The organism is Alcaligenes phenolicus, from assembly GCF_032063905.1.
GTDB lineage: Bacteria > Pseudomonadota > Gammaproteobacteria > Burkholderiales > Burkholderiaceae_B > Alcaligenes > Alcaligenes phenolicus.
In genome coordinates this window covers 24,357-46,201 of the sequence record NZ_DAMBOE010000003.1, presented here as the reverse complement: position 1 = coordinate 46,201, position 21,845 = coordinate 24,357, and the positions used below count along the sequence as shown (strand labels likewise).

Sequence of the window (21,845 nt, the reverse complement as noted above, 5' to 3'; positions counted from 1 at the left end):
GGTATGCGTAGGCGTCTTTTTCTGCAGAAATCGCTAGTGTGTGCAAGTCTTTTGGCCCTGCATCCCGCCCCTTGGGCCAGTTTGCTGCCCTCAGACCCCTTCCTGGCGCAAAGCTTCAAGGATCTTCAGGGCGAAGATCGCGCGCTCTCTACTTATATAGGCAAGCCCCTGGTGGTGAACTTCTGGGCGACCTGGTGTGCACCCTGCGTCAAGGAAATGCCGGACCTGCAGGAATTGCACAAACGCTACCCCGAGGTGAACTTTGTGGGTATTGCAGTGGACTCGCTGGATAACGTGAAAGAGTTTCTGGAACGTGTGCCGGTCAGTTACGACATTTTGCTGGCTGGTTCGGGTGGCCTGAAACAAATGCGCAGCGTGGGCAATAAAAAGGGCGGATTGCCCTTTACTGTCGTGTTTGGCAGCAATGGCCGGGTCAGCGAACGCATTTTGGGCCAGATAGATCCCGAAAAGTTGGACGAAGTTATTAAAGCTCAACGCTAACTGGCCGACTTTTTCGCTTAATTTCGTCAAATTGCAGGTCTGGCACACCCCTGTTTCAAACGGGATGGGACCAATGCTAACTGTTTGTAAGCCAAGCAGGTTTATGGACAAATGACGTTATTTAGCGTAAAAAGGCGGTCTGTCTTGACGAAAAATCCGCTATGGCGAAACATGTCCTGGTCCTTAACGGGCCCAACCTCAACCTGCTGGGTACCCGAGAACCCGATGTCTACGGCCATCAGACTCTCGACGATATCAACAGTGGTTTACAGGTGCTGGCCGATCAGCATGGCGCGCAGTGTCATTTTTTTCAAAGTAATCACGAAGGCGGGCTTGTCGATCGAATTCATCAAGCCCGTACCGAGGGCGTGGATTTCATCCTGATCAATGCTGGGGCCTACACCCATACCAGCGTGGCGATACGGGATGCGCTTGCCGGTGTCGGTATTCCGTTTGTTGAAGTTCATCTGTCCAATGTTCACCGTCGTGAGCCGTTCCGTCACCACTCCTATCTCTCTGACATCGCTAGCGGTGTCATTGTTGGTTTGGGGGCCTACGGTTATGAAGCCGCCCTGCGGTTTGCTTTGAATAGTTAGGCGGTTCGTTTCGTTTTTTTGACCAATATTTTTTTAATGCCGTCCTGACCCAGTCAGTGGCTAGTGCGGCGTTGCGGGAAGTACGCATGGATCTTAGAAAACTCAAAACCCTGATCGATCTGGTAGCCGAGTCTGGCATTGCCGAACTGGAAATCACTGAAGGTGATGACAAGGTTCGCATTGTGAAATTTTCGCAAAGCTCGGCGGCTCCCGTGGTTTATGCTCCCGAGGCTCCTGTAGCCCAGGTGGTAGCCCCCGCCGCTGGCGCTCCTGCCGCAGCTCCCGCTGCACCCGCCGTTCCTGAAGGCCACGCCGTCAAGGCTCCTATGGTCGGCACGTTCTACCGTGCTCCTAGCCCAGGCGCTGCTCCTTTTGTGGAAGTGGGCCAGACGGTCAAGGAAGGCGAGCCTTTGTGCATTATCGAAGCCATGAAGCTGCTCAACGAGATCGAAGCCGACAAATCCGGCGTGATCAAGGAAATTCTGGTTGAAAACGGCGGGCCGGTGGAATACGGTCAGACTCTGTTCGTCATCGGTTGATGATATGTTTGAAAAAATCCTAATCGCCAATCGGGGCGAAATTGCCTTGCGTATCCAGCGCGCTTGCCGCGAGATGGGTATCAAGACAGTCGTCGTTTATTCTGAAGCTGATCGTGGTGCCAAGTACGTGCGTCTGGCCGACGAGGCCGTGTGTATTGGCCCCGCCCAAGCCCGTGACAGCTACCTGAGCATGCCTGCCATCATCTCGGCAGCAGAGGTCACCGATGCGGAAGCCATTCACCCTGGCTACGGCTTTATGGCTGAAAACGCGGACTTCGCTGATCGTGTCGAAAAGAGCGGTTTTGTCTTTATCGGCCCACGTCCCGAGAACATCCGCACGATGGGCGATAAGGTCATGGCCAAAAAAGCCATGATCGAGGCCGGTGTGCCTGTGGTTCCCGGTTCGGACGGCGCCTTGCCCGACGATCCTGCAGAAATCGTGCGTATTGCCCGTGAAGTGGGCTACCCGGTCATCATCAAGGCCTCTGGCGGTGGTGGTGGTCGCGGCATGCGCGTGGTCTACACCGAAGCCGCTTTGCTGACGGCCGTTGCCACGACCAAAACCGAAGCCGCTGCTGCGTTCAATAATCCCGAGGTCTACATGGAAAAGTACCTCGAGAATCCACGCCATATCGAAATTCAGGTATTGGCTGATGGTGATCGCAATGCAATCTGGCTGGGCGAGCGCGATTGCTCCATGCAGCGTCGTCACCAGAAAGTGATTGAAGAGGCACCGGCTCCAGGTATTCCACGTCGCCTGATCGAGCGTATCGGCGAGCGTTGTGCCGATGCCTGCCGTCGCATGCGTTACCGCGGTGCCGGTACGTTTGAATTCCTGTACGAAAACGGCGAGTTCTTCTTTATCGAGATGAACACCCGTATTCAGGTCGAACACACCATCACTGAGATGATCACCGGCATTGATCTGGTTCAGGAGCAGATCAAAGTGGCCGCAGGCGAGAAGTTCGTGCTGCGCCAGCGTGACATCGAGTTTGAAGGTCATTCGATCGAATGCCGTATCAACGCGGAAGATCCATTCAACTTCGTACCAAGCCCAGGCTTGATTACCAAGTGGCATACTCCCGGCGGCCCTGGCGTGCGTATCGACTCGCACGTGTTCACCGGCTACACCGTGCCGCCGTACTACGATTCCATGATTGCCAAGCTGATTACCTACGGTAAGACGCGCGAGCAAGCCATTGCCCGTATGGACATTGCCTTGTCCGAAATGGTGGTGGAAGGGATCAAGACGAACGTGGATCTGCACCGGGAATTGATGCAGGACGCCAGCTTCAAGGCAGGCGGCACCAGCATTCACTACCTGGAACAAAAGCTGGCCCAACGTAGCAAGTAAGGGCAGCAACAGGTCAGGCCACAGGCCTGACCTGATAAGAACGATGACTATGTAAAACAGGGGCGAGCCCCCTGTTTTGCTTTATGGAAACTATGTATGCGTGAACTCTTACTGAGCTGCCAGGAACACGAGGCCGAGCGCTTGTCCGATGCCTTGCTTGAAGCGGGCGCCTTGTCGGTGTCGGTGGAAGATGCTGATGGTGATACCGACCAGGAAAAGCCCCTGTTTGGTGAACCTGGTATCGAACCGGATGTGCTGGCCTGGGACCGCAATCGTGTGGTGGCCTTGCTGCCCGAGGAGCTGGAGCCTGAAGAGTTGCTGCAACCGCTTTTTGAAGCCGGGGTGCTGGATCCTGCAAAGGCCCAGTGGAGCGTGCGCGAAGTGCCCGACGAGGATTGGGTTCGTTTGACGCAATCGCAGTTTGGCCCCATCCCGGTGGGCGATCGTATCTTGATTGTGCCCAGCTGGCACAAGGACGATGAGGACCTGCCAGCTGCCCAGGAAGGTGATGATGGCCTGGTGCGCATTGAGCTGGACCCCGGCCTGGCCTTTGGTACTGGCAGTCACCCCACGACGCATTTGTGTCTGGATTGGCTGGCCCATCATGTGCAAGCGGGTCAGACCGTGCTGGATTACGGTTGCGGCTCCGGTATTTTGGCGATTGCCGCCCGCAAGTTGGGTGCAGGCCATACCGTGGGTGTGGACATTGACGAGCAGGCCGTGATTGCCACGCGCTACAATGCGCAAGTCAATCAGGTCGAGGTTGAAGGCGTGCTGCCTGATGCCATGCCCGCCGGGCAAACGGATCTGGTTGTCGCCAATATTCTGGCCAATCCCCTGCGTATGCTGGCTCCCATGCTGGCCAACCGTGTCAAACCGGGTGGGCATCTGATCCTGTCCGGCATTTACGATTGGCAGGCCGAGGAAATGATCGAGGTCTATTCCTCCTATCTGCCCATGTCGGTCTGGCAGGAGCGCGATGGCTGGGTGTGTTTGGCTGGTCAACGCCCGTTATAAGACGGTAGAACTTAAGGTGAGTTCATGGAGCTAAAGACTCGCTGCCCCCGTTGCGGGACATCGTTTGCAGCCAGTGTAGAAACGCTGCAACGCCGCCGGGGCTATATACGCTGCATTCAATGTGCGCATATCTTCGATGGCTTTGAAGAAGTCATCGATGAGCAAGCCCCGGAGCCTTCCTATCATTCCCCCGCCACGCCGGTTCAGATCGAGCCGCGCCTGGCGCCCGAGCCACCTGTTTCGCCACGGCAGGAACAGGTGCAGTCAGTGGACCTGCAAGCGCCCATTCCAGGGCCGCGATTTGTGGAGCACTCCCGTCACGCCCCGCCGCGTGATGAAGGCACGGCCCACGAGTCCTTGCAGGTACGCAAATTCCCCGACTCCATCCTGACACAAGCACCAGTCACTCCGGCCGCGCCTGCTGCTGTTGCTACCGAGCCTTTTGTCCGCCCGGCAGAGCCTGCTGTTGAGTCGGTAGAGCCGTCAGTCATTCGCGCCCGCTCCAGACACGAGCCTTTGCCGCAGGATGATCAGGACACCTCGTTTTTCGTATCGACCGGCTCTGTTTCTGAGCCAGATGGGGACCATCATATTGGTCAGGCATCGTGGTCGGCTGCCGAGCCTGAGTTCAGTGTGGGCGATCGTGCCAGTGCCTTGCGCGCCTCTTTTCCCTCGCGTCAGGCTGATGGTACGCATGATCGTGATGGCGAGGATTTTCAGCAGGACTGGGTCATTGACCCCAACCCAGCCTTGCAACGCGAGACACGTTATGAGGGCGAAGCCAGCTTTGGTCAGCGTGTGGGTTCGCTGATCTGGACCAGCTTGTGCGTTCTGGGTGTTGTCCTGTTCGTCGTGCAGCTGATGTACGTGTATCGCGTACAGATTGTCAGCCAGATACCCATGCTGCGTCCCGCGTTCGAGAGCGCGTGTCAGACCTTGTCGTGCAAGGTTCCCTACGAACGTCGTCTGGACCAGATTCGCGTGCAGGCTTCGGCCTTGCATAAAGCGCCGAATCAGCCCGGACAGTCCACCTTGGGCTTTACGCTGCGCAACGAGTTTGAACGGCCCCAGGAGTGGCCTACGCTGGTACTGGATTTGAAAGATTTTTCCGGAGCCCTGATCGCCCGGCGCAATATTACGCCCGATCAGTACCTGGCTTCCGAGCGACGTGAGCCTGCTTTTGCAGCGCGCAGTGAAATCATGGTGCGCCTGCCTTTGAATACTGGGCAGCTCCAAGTTAATGGCTACCAGATTAGCCCTTTTTTTCCTTAAGGTAATTTATGACCGAGCGAGTGCTGGTATGTGGTTCGATCGCGTTCGATACGATCGCGGTTTTCGAGGGGTACTTCAAAGATCACATCTTGCCCGACAGCATCAAAACCCTGAGCGTGTCCTTCTTTGTGCCCAGCTTGCGTAAAGAGTGGGGCGGTTGTGCAGGTAATATCTCCTACACCTTGAACATGCTGGGTGGCCAGCCTGTTCCTGTGGGGGCTGTTGGTAGCGACGGTGTGGATTATGTGCAGCGTCTGCAGAACCTGGGTATTGATACCAGCATGGTGTGTGTGATGCCCGAGATGTTCACTCCTCAGTGTTTTATCACCACAGACCTGGCCGCCAGCCAGATCACCTCTTTCCACCCAGGCGCCATGATCAATTCTGCCCAGATCGATTTGTCTGGTCAGGAAGCGGCATGGGGCATTGTGGCTCCGGATTCCAAAGACGGCATGTTTGCTCATGCCCGCCACCTGCATGCGCAGGGTACGCCCTTTATTTTCGACCTGGGTCAGGCCATGCCTTTGTTCGCGGGTGAAGACCTGCTGGAGATGCTGGAACTGTGTCAAGTTCTTACGGCTAACGAATACGAAGCTGAAGTTATCGAGCAGCGCACCTCCAAGAGCATGGCCGAGATCGCCCAGGGCTTGCAAGCCGCTGTCGTGACGCGTGGAGAGCATGGCAGCACGCTTTATCACAATGGTCAGACTTACAAGATTGCCCCTGTGCCCGTGGAAAATGTGGTGGATCCCACCGGCTGTGGTGATGCTCATCGCGCAGGCCTGTTATATGGTCTTACAAAAGGCTGGAGCTGGCAGGAGGCTTGCAGCTTGGGTAACTTGATGGGCAGTATTAAAATTCAAGCGGATGGCCCGCAAAATCATGAATTTAAACGGTCAGATATCTCGGCCATGCTAAAACAGCACTATGGTATTGAGCGCAGTCTGTAAAAGAGCGCTCGATAGTTTTTTATGATTCGGCCAGCTACGTTTTTTGGAGTAAACCGTATGTACGTTTCTTTTTTCGATCGACCCAAAGTGCGTCTGCTGGTAGTGGCGAGTCTGGCAGCCCCCGTGTTTTTGCTGGCAGGTTGTGCCAATAAATCGGCATCCAGCTCGGTGTACAGCTACGGTCAGGCTCAGCGCGAACAGATCGTGCGTTTGGGTACCGTGGTTTCGGTACGCGCCGTCACTATTCAGGAAGACCAGAACTCGGGCGTAGGCACCGTGGGTGGCGCAGCCTTGGGTGGTGTCGCAGCCAGCAGCATTGGTGGTGGCCGCGGTAGCATCCTGGCCAGTATCGGTGGTGCGATTCTGGGTGGTCTGGTTGGTAATGCGGTTGAAAACCGCATGGGCAAGACCCAGGGTCTGGAAATCACGGTTCAACTGGATAATGGCGAAACCCGTGTGGTGGCCCAGGAAGCCGATGTACCTCTGTCCGCTGGTCAGCGTGTACGCATGCTTAGTGGTAATGGCCCAACTCGCGTGGTGCCCTTGTAATCAAAGCCTTAGTGCTTTGTGCATAAAGAACCCGGCCATTGGCCGGGTTTTTTTACGCCTGTCAGCGCTGAGCCTTTTGGGCGCGTTCGCGCTCCAGCAAGGTTTTCTTGCGTTCCAGGCCCCAACGATAGCCTGCCAGATCACCGCTTTGTCGCACGACCCGATGGCAGGGGATGGCAATGGCCAAGGTGTTGGTGGCGCAGGCTCGTGCCACGGCACGGGCGCCTTTGGGCATGCCCAGACGTTCGGCAATGTCGGTATAGCTCAAGGTCTGGCCTACTGGGATATGGCGTAGAAACTCCCAGACACGTTGTTGAAAAGGGGTGCCCTGGATGTCCAGGGGGAGATCCAAACCCAGGGTCGGCTCTTCTACCATGGCAACGACCTGGTCCACTCGTTGATTGAATTGCGGATCGGCTTCGATCAGCTCAGCGGCCTTGAATTGCTCTTGCAGCTGTTCCCGCAAGACTTTGGCATCATCGCCCAGGGAAATCGCACAAATCCCGCGCTCGCTTTCGGCAACGAGCAATGCCCCCAAGTTGCATTGGGCAATCCCAAAATAAAGACGGCTACGTGGAGTTTGTTTACGAACGGTCTTGTCCTGCGAGCGCGGAGCACGATGTACCTTGTTCGACGAAGGTGCCAATGCTGGCGCCTGTTTGGGCATGCGCCACAAGTACCAGGAAGCCACGCTGCGATAGGGTGCCCAGGCTTGGCCAATTTCACGCAAGACACGGGCTGAGGGAGCCTTGTCCAGCTGCTTCAAATTGCGATAGCCCTCGCGCACCCCAAAGTCGTCCGCAGGCAGAATGTCTTCATGCTCCAGCGTGTACATCATCATCATTTCCACCGTCCAGCGACCTATGCCGCGCAGCGTGGTCAACTGCTTGATCAGCTCTTCATCCGGCATTTGCAAAGCGGTGGCCTGGTCGGGAATGATGCCATCCAGGCGCGCCTGGGCCAGGCCCAGAATGCTATTGGCTTTGGCACCAGACAAGCCACAAGCGCGCAGGGTGTCATACGGAGTCGCCAGCACTTCCTCGGGCGTTGGGCAATGGCCGTGCGGATAGATATCAATCAGGCGTTGCAGGATGCGCTCAGCCGCACGGGTATGCAACTGCTGATACACAACAGAGCGGATCAGGGCTTCGTAAGGGTCGCGCTCGGGGCGTGGCTGATGGATGCAAGGGCCCACGTGGGCGACCAGCGCTTGCCAGTCGGGGTCCAGTGCGGCCAGGAACTGTTCGGCCTCGCGGTAGCGGCTGGATGTGTCTGGGTTTGATGGAAGGCGAGTCATGGAAGTGGCCTGCTGATTGGTGGTGAGGCCAGTATAAGGTCCACTTTCGCACAAGACACCCTGATTCTTGCTCTTGAATTCAGCATAAAAAAAACCTGGGCTATGCCCAGGTTTTTCATGCGTACAGTCCGCTGTGCTTAGATTGGCACCAGACTGAAAGCGGTGCGCGTGATGACCATATTGAGCACTTGAGTCAGCAGCAGGACGACCAGCGGCGACAAATCCAGACCACCCAGGTCAGGCAAGACGCGACGGATCGGGTCCAGCAAGGGGGCTGTAATGGAACGCAGCAAGGGCATGCTGGGCGATTGTGGCTGAATCCAGGATAGCAGCGCTTGCAGCAGGACCACCCAGAAGATCAGGCTCAAGGTCCAGCGCAGAACGGTGAAGACGGCTGCCAGCAAGAACATGGGGAAGTTCGAGAGCATGGACACCGATCCGGTCAGTACCATGGCGCTCAAGACCAGGTAAACCAGGGCGCTAAGCCAGGCGGCGAACAAAGAGGTCCAGTCCCAATGGTTGCCGCTTTTGATGACACGGCGCAAAGGCATGACCAGCCAGTCCGTGACCTTGAACATAGCTTGCGAATAAGGGTTGAAGGGATGGATTCTGAGCGCATACACCCAGGCACGCAGTAGCAAAATCGTGCCCAGCAGCGACAGAACAATATGGATTAGGAAGAGGGCGACTTCACTGAACATAGTTGCTTGGTATGAATTGATGGGAGAGGGAATTGTCGCATGCAAGTGCTACAAACCAAAGAGCCACCCTGATCAGGGTGGCTCTTTGAGGAGAAACATAAAAGTAGCGTGTGCTTAAGGACGCTTGCCTGTTGGGAAGGGCCAGGAGCCAGCAGGATTGACATCTTCGCGGCGAGGTTCGGCAGGCGCTGCTGCTGTTTTGGTCGCTTTGCGAGCCGCTGTTTTATTGCCTGCTTTAGCGGTGGCGTTAGTCGTTGTGCTGGTCTTTGGGGTCTTGGTTTCTGCGGTCACGGATTTAACTTCTTTCTTCTTTGGAGCTACGGGTTTCTTGGCACTGGTAGCAGGACTGGCTTTTTTAGCCGCGGTCTTTACAACTGCTTTAGTGCCGGTTTTGGTGGCAGGTTTCGCTGCCGCTTTGCTGGGGGTGGCTTTTTTGGCCACGGGTTTGCTTGCCTTGGTGCTGGCCGGTTTTTTTGCGGCAGCGGTGGCAGCAGGTTTGGTGGTAGCGGGTTTGGCGCTGGCCGTTTTGGGCGCAGCTGCTTTTTTTGCTACCGTTTTTTTGGCAACCACTTTCTTTGCTACCGTCTTCTTTGCTACCGCTTTTTTAGCGACGGCCTTTTTGGCAACGGCTTTCTTGGCTACCGCCTTTTTAGCGACTGTCTTTTTAACAGCTGCTTTTTTGGCTACGGTTTTAGCGGTGCTTGTCTTGGTCTCAGCGGCTTTAACAGCCGTGGTTTTTGCTGGAGTGGCTTTCTTTACCGCTGTTTTTTTCGCAGCCGTTTTCTTGGCGGATGCGCTGCTTGCAGACTTGGCAGGGGCTTTTACAGCAGCCTTGCTGGTTTTGGTAGCGGTGGTTTTAGCGGGGGACTTGGGGGCAGCGGTTTTGCTGCTGGGACTGGTCTTGGCAGCAGTAGCTTTTACGGGTGCTGCGGCTGCTTTTGCTGGCGTTGCTTTTTTGGGGCTAACGGCATTTGTGCTTGCTGCTTTTGCTGCGCCTTTCTTGGCTGTTGCCATGATCATGCTCCTCGAGAACAAGTCTTTAGTTTGTCCACACCCATTTGACCTGGCCTGGAAAACTGCAATGGCCTTTTTCAAATGACGCAGGCGTTTAAGGTCGATACCTTATACGCTTAGAAGTCTAACGCAAGCCCCTACACAGTCAAGCATTAATCATGGCTTGGGGCTTATGGAATTAGGAATCGGTGTCTGCTGTCTCAAATAAGTTGCGTTCTGGACACGTGCAATCGGCCCATAGTCGCATCCAAGTCTCTGATTTTTGACGCATTGCTGGATCGATTGCATGGCCTTTTCATGCTTTGAAAGACCTGTGTCAAGCATGGAAAAGCGGTTTGAAAACGGACTTCAATTCACGACTGATCGGCTGTTTTCAATGTCTGCTCAAGCCAAAAAAAAGCCCTGCATAAGCAGGGCTGAAAGGGCAGGTTAATCGTTTCAAAAGTCGCAGCGGGCAAGGCTCAGGCGGGAACGGCCTGAATTTCCGGCCCAGTGTTTTTCAACTGCTGCGACAACTCGGCAAAGCGGGCTTCATACTTCTTGGCCGACTCCATTTTCACGGGACCGAAGCCGCGTAATTGTTGAGGCAGTTCGGCCAGTTCCAACGCTGTGGCGTAGTTGGCTTGATTCAGGTTCTTGCTCAGGTTGTTGAGCAGGTTCTGGTATTCGCGCCAGAAGCGACGTTCCATACGACGCTCATGGGTGTAGCCAAAGGGATCCAGTACCGTGTTGCGCAGACCTTTGCCTTTAGCCATCCAGCGCAGCAAGGTGGCCGTGCGTGGACCCAAGGTGATCTTGCGTGGGCGGCCGGTAGCCGGATCACGGCGTGCCAGCAAAGGCGGTGCGAAGTGGAAGCGCAAGGAGAAGTCACCTTCAAATTGCTGCTCCAGATCCTGGCGGAAAGCGGGCGAGCTGAACAGGCGGGCCACTTCGTACTCATCCTTGTAGGCCATCAGCTTGTACAAGCTGCGTGCGGCTTTTTCAGTCAAGGCAGGACGCTGACCCGGACGCAGTTTTTGCTCGGCGTCACGCAGTGCATTGATGGTGTTGGTGAAGCGCTGGGCATACGCGGCGTTCTGGTATTGCTCCAGGCTGCTGGTGCAGCGCTGCATGATTTGTTCCAGTGTTTCGCGGCGCTGCAAGGTTACGACCTGAGCGGCTGGAGCCAGGAGGCTGGCCAGCGCTTTTTCATCGTGAGCCAGAACGCGACCCAAATGGAAGGCATCCAGGTTGGCTTGAATCGCCACACCGTTCAGACGGATGGCCTGTTCAACCGCCGCGCTGCTAACGGGCATGGAACCTTGCTGCCAAGCCATACCCATCAAAAGCATATTGGACAGCAGGCTATCGCCGAACAGCAGCGTGGCAGCCTGGTGAGCATTGAACGACCGTACCTGGTTTTCTCCAGCAGTGGCCTTCAGTTGGCTCAGCAAGTGCTGTGCATCCAGAGGAGCATCCGGGTTGCGGGTGAACTCGGCTGTGGGGGCCAGGTATTCGTTGATGATGGCGTGGGTATGACCAGGACGCAGGCAGGAAAGGGCATTGGGGTGAGCGGCTGCCACCACGTCACACAAGATCGCCAGATCAGCCTGGCCGGGATCGACACGCACCGCACCCGTGTTCTCTTTATTAGCAGACAGACGAATGTGGCTGATGACGGTGCCGCCCTTTTGTGCCAGGCCCGTCATGTCCAGCACGGAGCTGGAGCGGCCTTCCAGGTGCACAGCCATGGAGAGCACCGCACCAATAGTGATCACACCGGTACCACCTACACCGGCCACAATCACATTGCAGTCCTTGGCTTGAATATTGGGTTGCGGCAGCGTGTCCAGCTTGGCCAGCAACTGGGCTTTCATATCGGCCTGACCGTTTTGATCGCCACGGCGCAGGGCACCGCCCATTACTGAGACAAAGCTGGGACAGAAACCGTCCACGCAGGAGTAGTCCTTATTACAGCTGGACTGGTCGATCTGGCGCTTGCGGCCTTCGGGCGTTTCAGCAGGCACCAAAGACAAGCAGTTCGATTGCACGCCGCAATCCCCACAGCCTTCGCAGACCGCCTTATTGATAAAGAGGCGACGAGCAGGATCGGGGTACTCATTCTTTTTACGACGACGGCGCTTTTCAGCCGCACAGGTCTGGTCGTGAATCAATATGGTGACGCCTGGGATCTCGCGTAGTTCGCGCTGCAAACGATCCAGCTCGCGACGGTGATGAACGTCCACACCGGCAGGCAGGCTGACACCGCGATAGCGTTCTGGCTCATCGGTGGTGATGACCACACGACGCGCACCTTCACCAATGGTCTGCTGACAAATGCGAGGCACAGATATCGGGCCGTCAACCGGCTGACCGCCCGTCATGGCAACCGCATCGTTAAACAGAATCTTGTAAGTAATGTTGGCACCCGCGGCAATGGCCTGACGAATTGCCAGATAGCCGGAGTGGAAATACGTGCCTTCACCCATGTTCTGGAACATATGGCCGGTCTGGATGAAGGGCGACAGGCCCACCCAGTCCGTGCCTTCGCCACCCATTTGAGTGAGACCACGGGTTTTGCGGTCCATCCAGGTCGCCATGTAGTGACAACCCACACCGGCCATAGCCTGGCTGCCTTCGGGCACTTTGGTGGAAGTATTGTGCGGACAGCCTGAACAGAAGTAGGGGCGACGAGTCAGACCATTGGTATCAATCGGTGCCAGGTTTTGCACCGTACAGGCAGGCAACTGCACATGGGCGTGATGACCTAGCCAGCGACGCAGACCCACGGCCACACGGGCAGGGCTGAGCTGACCATCGGCGGGAATCAATACTTCATTTTCAATATCACGCTTGCCCGACACCGTAGGGCGTTGGGCACGGTTAAAGAGCAGATTCTTTAACTGGTCTTCAATGATTGGGCCTTTTTCTTCAATGACCAGAACGTGGTCCAGGCCTTCTATAAAGTTTTCCAGCGACTGCGGGTTAACAGGCCAGCTCAAACCAATTTTCAGATGGCGAATGGCGGGCAGATTATCCAGACCGCTGAGCTGTTGCAGCGCGTCCAGTGTATCCAGAGTGGCCTTGCCGGTGGACACAATACCGATACGTGCATCAGGTGCCGCTTCCAGCACGCGGTCCAGGCTGTACTTGTGAGCAAATTCACGCACGCTATCCAGGCGGGCGTCCAGCGTACCTTCCATGGAAGGGGTCAGGAATTTGCTGGGGTCGTATGGGTGCTTGCCGCCTTGCTTGTCAGCCAGGGCAGGTGCCAGATCATCCAGCGGGGCAATCTCGAAAGAGCGGCCGCTTTCCACGGTTTCGGTGATGGCTTTGAAGGCTACCCAGGAGCCGGAGTAACGCGACAAGGCCCAGGCCCAAATGCCAAAGCGCTCGTATTCTTCAACAGAGCTGGGGTTGACCACCGGGATGCCCCAGGCGATCAGGGATTGTTCGCTGGCGTGGGGAATGGATGAGGACGAGGCCACGTGGTCATCACCCACAATCATCAGGACGCCACCGTGTTGGGAAGCACCGGCAGCATGGCCGTGGTGCAAGGCATCGCCCGCGCGGTCTACACCGGGGCCCTTGCCATACCACATGGAGAACACGCCATCGACGGTACGGTCGGCACGCTCGCCAGCTTGCTGGGTGCCCATAATCATGGAGGCGGCCAGGTCTTCGTTAATAGCGGGCTGGAAACGGACCTTGGCCTGGTCCAGATACTTCTGGGCCTTCCACATGATCATGTCCACGCCACCCAGCGGCGAACCACGGTAGCCGGAGACAAAACCGGCGGTGTTCAAACCGTGTTCTTTATCCAGGCGAGCCTGGGTCAGCAACATGCGCACCAGGGCCTGTGTGCCAGTTAAAAAGATGCGTCCTGATTGTGCGGTCAGGTTGTCGCTTAGCTTGTATTGAGTGTCGACGGACTGCGTCATGATGAAACCTCCAGATAGAGATCATGATAGAGAGTCTGCCCTCGTTTTTTTTTGCGTTATAGTTGCGTGTATTCCCTATTCTTTGAAATGTTCATTTCGTAAATATTCAAATATGGATAAAACTGACTTAAAAATATTGGATGCCTTGCAGCTGGATGGCCGAGCCTCGGCTCAGCAGGTCTCCGAGCAGGTGGGTTTGTCCACTGCGCCCGTCTGGCGGCGCATCAAAAACCTGGAAAAAAACAAGGTTATCCAAGGCTATTATGCGCGCGTGGATCGCCGTCAGGTGGGACTGCAAAGTTGCATGTTTACCCAGATCAGTCTGGACCGTCACTCGGGTGAAATAGTCGATAACTTCATCCGTGCCGTGCGAGATGCGCCCGAGATTCTGGAATGTCACGCCGTGACCGGCGATGCGGATTTTCTGCTCAAGATCATGGTGCCCAGCGCCGAGTCCTACGACGATTTCCTGCACCGCTTCCTGTTCAATATGCCGGGCGTGCGTCAAACCCGCACGATTGTGGCCATGCGTGAAATCAAGAACGTGACCCGCTTGCCTTTGCCACTTTGAAGCATCTTGTTATGGGGTAATACAAGCGCCTTCGGGTAGAATAATCAGGATTCGCTGGCCTGTGGTGGGTCGGTATGTACGCATGAAGGACGGGGTTTTATGACGAAGGCGAATATCTTGCGACGCACTTCCTGGGTTGCTGTGCTGGCTACCGTGTTTTTAAGCGCCTGCGCGGTCAAAGCGCCGGCTCCCGAGCCTGCTGCACAAGCGGCTGCCAAGCCTGTCCATCCCGCATGCCAGCCTGCTGCGGCGGGGGACCAACTGGCTGGTAATTGGCTAAGCAAGCACCGCCAGAAAGGTGTGGTTGGCGAGCTGCGTACCTTGTTCACCTTGCAAACCGACGGTTCCATGGCGTACACCGAACAGGTCAAGCGCCCCAACAAACCTTCGCAAGGCTTGAACGAAAGCGGTTGCTGGGTGCGCAAGGGCAACGACTTGCAAATCAGCACGCAAGAATCCAATGGGGTCACCACTGAACCGGGCGACCCGATTTACGAAAACCACTACAACATCGTCAGCCTGACAGCCCGCAATCTGGTGCTGCGTGACCAAAGTGGTACCACCTATCGCCTGACCAGAATGTCGCCTGGCTACCGCCTGCCATTCTGATCTCTGCTTGTTTGAATGATTCCTGGCCGTCCTGGGGGCGGCCAGTTTTTTGTCTGTTTCTTTTGCTGGACGCTCCATGGCTCTGCGCGCGACGATTTATAAAGCTGAACTTAATGTGGCCGATAACGATCGGGCCTACTACGGCAGTCATACCCTGACGCTAGCCCGTCACCCCTCCGAGACCGAAGAGCGTCTGATGGTGCGTTTGCTGGCTTACGGCTTGTATGCGCAAGCGGATGAAGCCCTGAGTTTTTCGCGCGGGTTAAGCGACTCGGATGAGCCCGCCTTGTGGGAACATGATCTGGGCGGCAATTTGCTGCATTGGCTGGAAGTAGGCCTGCCGGACGATAGACGTCTGATCAAAGCCAGTGGCCGTGCTGACAAAGTGACGGTGCTGGCCTATGGCCGCAATGTCTCCGTCTGGTGGAGTGGTATCAAGGACAAGATCAGCCGCGCTCGCAATATACAGGTCTATGCGTTGGATGCCGCCGGGACTGACGCCTTAGCCGCCCTGGCCGAGCGAGGCATGACCATCAATCTGAATATTCAGGACGGCACGGTTTGGGCCAGCAGCGACAAAGGCGAAGCCACCATTGAAGTCAGCCACCTGAATGCTGCCGCTTGATATGAGCCAGCAGCTCGCTGCGAAATAAAGTGGCCTCCGAGGCTAAAGAGCATTGAGGTAGCTCCCTTGAAATCGGCGTATGGTTGCACTCAGGCTTAGCTTCGACATACGAGCAATTGAGTCGATGTTAGGGTGTCAAACACAAAAAGGGCACCTCGAATGAGATGCCCTTCAACTACTGATCTATAACGCTTACAGCCCAGCCAAACGCCCCAACACCTTGTCGCGCCCAACCAAAGCCAGCACCGCATCCACCGCAGGCGTCTGCTTCTGCCCCGTCACAGCCACACGCAAAGGAATAGCCAGCTTGGGCATCTTGACCTCATGATCCGCCAGAACCTGCTTGATCAAAGCAGCCAGACTCTCTGTATTCCACTGCGGCAAGCTAATCGCCTTGCTGGCAAAGTCCCGTAGCAAAACACGCGCTTCCGGCGTCAATACTTCGGCCATCAGCTCATCGCTGGCGGGCTCGAAAGGACGGCAGAACAGCAAAGCACCTTCAGCCAGCTGGTTCAAGGTCTCGGCACGGTCTTTCAACAAACCCATGATGCCGGGCAAGTCCTGACCATCCGTCTTGCCACCCAAGGCCTCAATACGTGGAGCCACACGCTCGGCCAGATCCGCATTGTCACTGGCCTTGATGTAATGGGCGTTCACCCAGTTCAACTTCTTGGGGTCCCACTGCGAAGCGGACTTGCTCAGACTGCGCGTATCAAACCACTCCACCAACTGCTCGCGGGTGAACAGCTCGTCATCACCATGGCTCCAGCCCAAACGAGCCAGATAATTGATCATGGCTTCAGGCAGATAACCGTCCTTGTCGTAATCCATGATGCTGACCGCACCATGACGCTTGGACAGCTTCTCGCCATCAGGGCCCAGAATCATGGGCACGTGACCGTATTCAGGCAAGGTAGCGCCCAAAGCCTGCAAAATCACAATTTGACGTGGCGTGTTGTTCACGTGATCGTCACCGCGAATCACATGGGTGATTGCCATGTCCCAATCGTCCACCACCACGCAGAAGTTGTACGTAGGCGTGCCGTCCGGGCGGGCAATGACCAGATCGTCCAGCTCGCTGTTATCAAAGCTGATGCGGCCCTTCACCATATCGTCCCAGCTGGTTGCGCCGGACTGTGGGCTCTTGAAACGAACCACAGGCTTGCGATCAGCCGGGATGGCAGGCAACTCCTTGCCAGCCTCAGGACGCCAGGTGCCGTCATAACGAGGCTTCAAACCCTGAACACGCGCTTTTTCGCGCATGGCTTCCACTTCCTCGGGGCTGCTGTAGCAGTAATAGGCATGGCCGTCTTTCAGCAACTGGGCGATGACCTCGCGGTAACGATCCATGCGCTGCATCTGGTAGAACGGACCTTCGTCCGCATCCAGGCCCAACCATTGCATGCCATCCAGAATGCCTTGCACCGCCTCGGGGGTGGAACGCTCCAGATCCGTATCCTCAATACGCAGCACAAAAGTGCCTTGATGATGACGGGCAAAAGCCCAGGAAAACAGTGCAGTGCGCGCGCCGCCCAGGTGCAGATAACCAGTGGGCGAGGGGGCAAAACGGGTACGGATGACGTTGGAAGTAGACGTGCTCATAACTTGTGTGTGGCCTTGACCTTGGGAAGCCCGCATACGGGACCGAATCTGCGTATTTTAACCCAGCACGACAACTAGGAAAGAACCGCTGCGCAGAAGTGTCCTAATGGCCGCTTTCTATCTTGAGCTGATCGAACTGACGCACCAGCTCGGCCAGCGAACCGGCCTGCATTTTTTGCATCACGCGTGCGCGTCGCACTTTGACCGTAACTTCCTTCACCTCCAGCTCGGCAGCGATCTGCTTGTTCAGCAGGCCTTGTACCACCCGCTCGAACACATCGCGCTCGCCCGCGTTCAGGCTGTCCCAGCGTTGCTGCAAGGTCAGGCGGGTTCTGGCTTCTTCCTTGCTCTGCGCATCAGCGGCCAGAGCCGACTGCACGGCATCAATCAGGGCCTGATCCACAAACGGTTTGGTCAGAAAATCCCAGGCGCCATGCTTGATGGCCTTGACCGCCATATGAATATCGCCGTGGCCCGTAATAAAGATGACCGGCATGTGCAGCCCGCGCGACTCCATCTGCAAATGAAAGTCCGTGCCGCTTTGCTCGGGCATGCGCACATCCAGCACCAGACAGGCAGGGGCGTCAGATAAGGGATGCGCCAGAAAGTCCCGCGTAGAAGAAAAGCTCAGTGCGTTCAAGCCTACGCTGGCTAGCAAATCGTCCAGGGCCGCGCGAACGGAGGGATCATCATCAATGATGTAGACAGTGGGCGTGTTCAGAGAGGAATCCAGATTTTCTGTCATGGCGCCAAAGGTAATGTGAAGTGAAAGGCAGCACCGCCATCGGCTTGGTCAGTGGCCCAGATATGGCCGTTATTGGCATCAATAATGGTGCGGCTGATGGTCAGACCCAGGCCCAGGCCGCTTGCCTTGGTGGTCCAGAAGGTATCAAACAATTGGGACAACTGCGTGCCCGACAAGCCAGGACCATTGTCCTTGATGGAAAAAAGCACCTTGTTGGCTTGTGGCTTGTCGCCGGGCAAGACGCTGGTTTCTATGGTGATATGAGCCGCATGATAGTCCGAGGGAGGCGATAGGGCTTCGATGGCATTGAGCAGCAAATTAGCCATTACCTGCTGAATTTGAACCCGGTCGGCAAAGACCTGGGGCAGATCGGACTGCAGGGCCAGACGCAGGTCAATATGCTGACGTCGCATCTCGCCACCGGACAGGCTCAGCAGCTCGGTCAGGGCCAGATTCAAATCAAACGCGCTGCTGGTGGGGGCTTCGTTACGGGTAATGCTGCGTACCCGATCCAGTACATCCTTGGCGCGCTGGGCGTCGTACACAATACGCTGCGCGGCAGCCTGTGCCTTCTCTACGTTAGGGGGCGAGGCTTCCAGCCAGCGCTGACAGGCACCCGCGCTGCTGTTGATGGCGGCCAAAGGCTGGCTGACTTCATGAGCAATCGAGGTACTGAGCTGGCCCAGGGTTGTCAAACGGGATAGACGCAGCAAATGCTCGCGTGTCTCATGAGCCGCTGCCTGTACAGACTTGAGCTTCAGCCCCAGATACGAGGTGATCGCGATGGCAATAATACTGATGCCGGTATTGACCAGGCCCACGTCGTAGTCGCCCGAGCGGGTCAGCAGAAAACTGACCACGGTCAGCACCATGCTGATGGTAGTCAGGGCAACAACTTGCCGTGCCGACAGAAAACGAATCGCTATCAGCAGCAGCGGGGTGTGAAAGACCGCGGCAGCGATAGCGTAGTTGGTGACGGTATCGGCAATAAAGACCAGCGCCATCAACATGCAAATGCCGGTCAGGGCCAAGGCTCGGTAGGTTTTGCTCGATAGGAAGCGAAGGGATGGGGTCATATCTTTCGTGTATGGGCCAAGCTGCAGGATGGTGTCTGTAGTGTGGCCATCATATACCCGAGGTTCTTTCAGAATGTGCGTTAAGGCCTGGGCTCCCGAAAGGAGCTCCGGGAGTCCAGGCCTGTCAGACTTAGAACCACTGGCCAAAGCGGCGGATGTACAGCATTTTCATGCCCTGTGCGACCAGGCAGTAAGCCAGCAAGGTGCCGACCAGCCATGGGAAGTATTCCCAAGGCAAAGGCTGCAGGCCAACCAGAGCACCGACGCCGGAGAAGGGCAGATAAATACCAATAGCGGCAATCAGGAGGGTCATCAGCATCACAGGCAGAGCAGCCGTGCTTTGGATGAAGGGGATCTTTTGCGTACGCAGCATGTGAACAACCAGTGTCTGCGAGAGCAAGCCTTCAATAAACCAGCCGGACTGGAACAGCGATTGCAGTTCAGGCGTATTGGCGTCAAACACGTACCACATCAAGACAAAGGTAGTGATGTCGAAGATGGACGAGGTCGGGCCAATCCAGATCATGAAGCGGCCAATATTCTTGGCATCCCATTTACGCGGTTTGCGTAGAAAGTCCTTGTCCATGCGGTCCCAGGGCAAAGCCAGCTGGGAGATATCGTAGAGCAGGTTTTGAATCAGCAAGTGGATGGCCAACATGGGCAGGAAGGGGATGAAAGCACTGGCCACCAGCACCGAGAACACATTGCCAAAGTTGGAGCTGGCCGTCATGTTCAGGTACTTGATGATGTTGCCAAAGGTCTCGCGGCCTTTGATCACGCCTTCTTCCAGAACCAGCAGGTTCTTTTCCAGCAAGATGATGTCTGCCGATTCCTTGGCAATATCCGTGCCGCTATCCACCGAAATCCCCACGTCGGCATCGCGCAGGGCTGGGGCGTCGTTGATGCCATCCCCCAGAAAGCCGACGGTGTGACCATTGGCTTGCAGCGCTTTCAGAACACGCGATTTTTGCAGGGGCGTGAGCTTGGCAAAAACCGAGTGGCGCTCGACAGCGCAACGCAGATCAGGGTCTAGCATCAGCTCGATTTCAGGTCCGAGCAAAGGCTTGCCGGGCTCCAGGCCCACTTCACGGCAGATTTTCGCGGTAATGATTTCGTTATCGCCGGTCAGGACTTTCACGGCCACACCGTGCTCGGTCAGGGCGGCAATCGCTTGGGCAGCGCTTTCCTTTGGTGGGTCCAGGAAGGTCAGCAAGCCTTGTACCGTCATCTCGCATTCGTCCTGGGCTTCATAACGGCTCTTGGCCTGTTCGACAGGAATGCGGCGAGTGGCAATCAGCAGGACACGGAAGCCGTCCGAGTTGTAGCGGTAAGCCATTTTCAGCAAACGGGCACGTTGCTCGGTATCCAGTGGCAAGCGCTGGTCACCGTCTTGTACGTGGGTGGCAATGCTGAGCATTTCTTCCACCGCACCCTTGCAGACCATGAGCTGTTCGCCTTGCGGATTTTGCACGACAACCGATAGGCGACGACGCACAAAATCAAAAGGCAGTTCGTCGATCTTGCGGTAGGAGCCAATGGCTTGCAGGGCAGAGGGTGTTTTTTCTGCAAAGCGCAGTACCGCCTGATCCATCAGGTTCTTCACGCCGCTTTGGTGCAGGCTGTTGAGCAGCGCCAGTTCCAGAATGCGTGGACTGTTGCGATCATCCAGACCCAGATGGTGTTCCAGAATGATGCGATCTTGTGTCAGGGTGCCGGTCTTGTCGGTACACAGCACGTCCATGGCACCAAAGTTCTGGATCGCGTTCAGACGCTTGACCACCACCTTGTTCTTGGCCATGGCCACCGCGCCCTTGGCCAGGTTAGAGGACACAATCATGGGCAGCATTTCAGGGGTCAAACCGACGGCAACGGCCAGTGCGAACAGGAAGGCTTCGGTCCAGTCGCCTTTGGAGAAGCCGTTGATCAGCAGCACGATGGGCACCATGACCAGCATGAAGCGAATCAGCAGCCAGCTAACGCTGTTCACGCCCCGGTCAAAAGAGGTCTCGGCACGCGAACCCACAATGGCCTTGGCCAGCGATCCAAAATAGGTCTTGGCGCCGGTAGCAACAACGATGGCCGTGGCTGTGCCGCTGACCACGTTGGTGCCCATAAAGCACATATTGTTCTGTTCCAGCACGCCGGCCTGGGAACTGGAAGCAGAGGCACTCTTGCTGCTGACGGCGCTAAAGACATCGTACTTTTCGACAGGCAGGGCTTCACCCGTTAGAGCCGCCTGGCTGACGAACAAGTCTCGGGACTCTATCAAGCGCAGGTCTGCCGGAATCATGTCCCCAGCCGACAGGCGCACAATATCGCCGGGCACGATCTGGATCATGGGGATTTCGCGCATGACCGTGGCGCTGGATACAGTAGAGCGTCGTTGTACGCTGGCGGTGGTACGAACCATGGCTTTCAGAGCTTGGGCAGCTTTGCCCGAACGATATTCCTGCCAGAAACGCAGCAGGCCGCTCAAGGTGACCATGACCACAATAATCAGCACGCCGGTGTAGTCCATTTCTTCGCCCGAGCGCATGGGCAAGATGATGTCGGTGACAGCGCTGACGGCGGCCAGCACCATCAGGACCGCAATAAAGGGATTTTTAAAGGCCAACGCCAATTGAATCAGGGCGTGGGCGGGCTTGTCCCGAGCGACCTCGTTAGGGCCGTATTCAGTCAGGCGGCTCAAGGCCTCGGCGTCGGTCAGGCCGTTCAGATTGGCCTGCACAGCGGCCAGGGTCGTCTCCAGGCTAAGCCCGGTTTCGGTTGCCGTGCGCAGCTTGGCGTCGTGGTCCACTGAGCGCAGTGGCGAACGGTGTTGTTGAATGCTCATGTAATGCTCCTGGTGTACAGGCGTGACAGTGCCGTCCATCCCAAGAGACGGACGCAGCAGGTCCTGCCGACCGG

At 56.4% G+C, this 21,845-nt stretch carries 19 protein-coding genes; 11 read left to right on the top strand and 8 right to left on the bottom strand.

Going from position 1 to position 21,845, the window contains the following annotated elements; translation table 11 throughout:
• Positions 1–3: 3 nt before the first annotated feature.
• The 8 genes from U2949_RS06770 (at position 4) to U2949_RS06735 (ending at position 6,778) form a co-directional block, all read left to right on the top strand.
• Positions 4–501 carry a TlpA family protein disulfide reductase gene (locus U2949_RS06770; RefSeq protein ID WP_026484403.1) on the top strand — a complete coding sequence of 166 codons (498 nt, stop codon included), beginning with the start codon at positions 4–6 and terminating at the stop codon, positions 499–501.
• Between the two features lie 161 nt (positions 502–662).
• The gene (gene aroQ / locus U2949_RS06765) at positions 663–1,097 is read left to right on the top strand and encodes a type II 3-dehydroquinate dehydratase (protein ID WP_026484402.1); all 435 of its coding nucleotides are present in this window, start codon (positions 663–665) and stop codon (positions 1,095–1,097) included.
• 86 nt (positions 1,098–1,183) lie between these two features.
• Entirely contained in the window at positions 1,184–1,636 is a 453-nt protein-coding gene (gene accB, locus U2949_RS06760; protein WP_009460610.1) for an acetyl-CoA carboxylase biotin carboxyl carrier protein, read from the top strand.
• A gap of 4 nt (positions 1,637–1,640) precedes the next feature.
• Positions 1,641–2,990, top strand: coding sequence for an acetyl-CoA carboxylase biotin carboxylase subunit (gene accC / locus U2949_RS06755; protein ID WP_026484401.1), 1,350 nt, complete (start codon positions 1,641–1,643; stop codon positions 2,988–2,990).
• A gap of 96 nt (positions 2,991–3,086) precedes the next feature.
• Positions 3,087–4,007, top strand: a complete 921-nt coding sequence (gene prmA, locus U2949_RS06750; RefSeq protein WP_321286848.1) for a 50S ribosomal protein L11 methyltransferase — start codon at positions 3,087–3,089, stop codon at positions 4,005–4,007.
• Positions 4,008–4,031: 24 nt separating this feature from the next.
• Positions 4,032–5,279 (top strand): zinc-ribbon and DUF3426 domain-containing protein, encoded by a 1,248-nt coding sequence (locus U2949_RS06745; RefSeq protein ID WP_026484399.1) that lies wholly within the window; start codon positions 4,032–4,034, stop codon positions 5,277–5,279.
• 8 nt (positions 5,280–5,287) lie between these two features.
• Positions 5,288–6,229 (top strand): carbohydrate kinase family protein, encoded by a 942-nt coding sequence (locus U2949_RS06740; RefSeq protein ID WP_026484398.1) that lies wholly within the window; start codon positions 5,288–5,290, stop codon positions 6,227–6,229.
• Positions 6,230–6,286: 57 nt separating this feature from the next.
• Positions 6,287–6,778, top strand: coding sequence for an outer membrane lipoprotein (locus U2949_RS06735; RefSeq protein WP_026484397.1), 492 nt, complete (start codon positions 6,287–6,289; stop codon positions 6,776–6,778).
• 61 nt (positions 6,779–6,839) lie between these two features.
• Here U2949_RS06735 and U2949_RS06730 read toward each other — a convergent pair whose 3' ends face one another.
• The 4 genes from U2949_RS06730 to U2949_RS06715 form a co-directional block, all read right to left on the bottom strand.
• Positions 6,840–8,075, bottom strand: coding sequence for a methylated-DNA--[protein]-cysteine S-methyltransferase (locus tag U2949_RS06730; RefSeq protein WP_321286844.1), 1,236 nt, complete (start codon positions 8,073–8,075; stop codon positions 6,840–6,842).
• A gap of 137 nt (positions 8,076–8,212) precedes the next feature.
• Positions 8,213–8,776: a YggT family protein gene (locus U2949_RS06725; RefSeq protein WP_009460629.1), complete on the bottom strand. Its 564-nt coding sequence runs from the start codon at positions 8,774–8,776 to the stop codon at positions 8,213–8,215.
• A 114-nt stretch (positions 8,777–8,890) separates the two neighbouring features.
• On the bottom strand, positions 8,891–9,790 hold the full coding sequence (locus U2949_RS06720; protein WP_080655552.1) for a histone H1-like repetitive region-containing protein: 900 nt from the start codon (positions 9,788–9,790) through the stop codon (positions 8,891–8,893).
• A 461-nt stretch (positions 9,791–10,251) separates the two neighbouring features.
• On the bottom strand, positions 10,252–13,710 hold the full coding sequence (locus U2949_RS06715) for an indolepyruvate ferredoxin oxidoreductase family protein (RefSeq protein WP_026484395.1): 3,459 nt from the start codon (positions 13,708–13,710) through the stop codon (positions 10,252–10,254).
• Between the two features lie 112 nt (positions 13,711–13,822).
• On the opposite strand from U2949_RS06715, the gene U2949_RS06710 reads away from it, so the two are divergent.
• The 3 genes from U2949_RS06710 (at position 13,823) to U2949_RS06700 (ending at position 15,515) form a co-directional block, all read left to right on the top strand.
• Positions 13,823–14,281: an Lrp/AsnC family transcriptional regulator gene (locus U2949_RS06710; RefSeq protein ID WP_009460635.1), complete on the top strand. Its 459-nt coding sequence runs from the start codon at positions 13,823–13,825 to the stop codon at positions 14,279–14,281.
• Between the two features lie 99 nt (positions 14,282–14,380).
• On the top strand, positions 14,381–14,890 hold the full coding sequence (locus U2949_RS06705; protein WP_026484394.1) for a hypothetical protein: 510 nt from the start codon (positions 14,381–14,383) through the stop codon (positions 14,888–14,890).
• Between the two features lie 76 nt (positions 14,891–14,966).
• Positions 14,967–15,515 (top strand): YaeQ family protein, encoded by a 549-nt coding sequence (locus U2949_RS06700; RefSeq protein ID WP_321286840.1) that lies wholly within the window; start codon positions 14,967–14,969, stop codon positions 15,513–15,515.
• A 192-nt stretch (positions 15,516–15,707) separates the two neighbouring features.
• On the opposite strand, the gene gltX is transcribed toward U2949_RS06700, so the two are convergent.
• The 4 genes from gltX to mgtA form a co-directional block, all read right to left on the bottom strand.
• Positions 15,708–17,117, bottom strand: coding sequence for a glutamate--tRNA ligase (gene gltX, locus U2949_RS06695; RefSeq protein WP_321286837.1), 1,410 nt, complete (start codon positions 17,115–17,117; stop codon positions 15,708–15,710).
• A 103-nt stretch (positions 17,118–17,220) separates the two neighbouring features.
• Positions 17,221–17,862 (bottom strand): response regulator transcription factor, encoded by a 642-nt coding sequence (locus U2949_RS06690; RefSeq protein WP_321286835.1) that lies wholly within the window; start codon positions 17,860–17,862, stop codon positions 17,221–17,223.
• Complete coding sequence (locus U2949_RS06685) at positions 17,859–18,938, bottom strand: sensor histidine kinase (protein WP_321286833.1); 1,080 nt, start codon at positions 18,936–18,938, stop codon at positions 17,859–17,861. The genes U2949_RS06690 and U2949_RS06685 overlap by 4 nt, the downstream gene beginning before the upstream one ends.
• Before the next feature lie 130 nt (positions 18,939–19,068).
• The gene (gene mgtA / locus U2949_RS06680; RefSeq protein WP_321286831.1) at positions 19,069–21,771 is read right to left on the bottom strand and encodes a magnesium-translocating P-type ATPase; all 2,703 of its coding nucleotides are present in this window, start codon (positions 21,769–21,771) and stop codon (positions 19,069–19,071) included.
• Positions 21,772–21,845 lie beyond the last annotated feature (74 nt).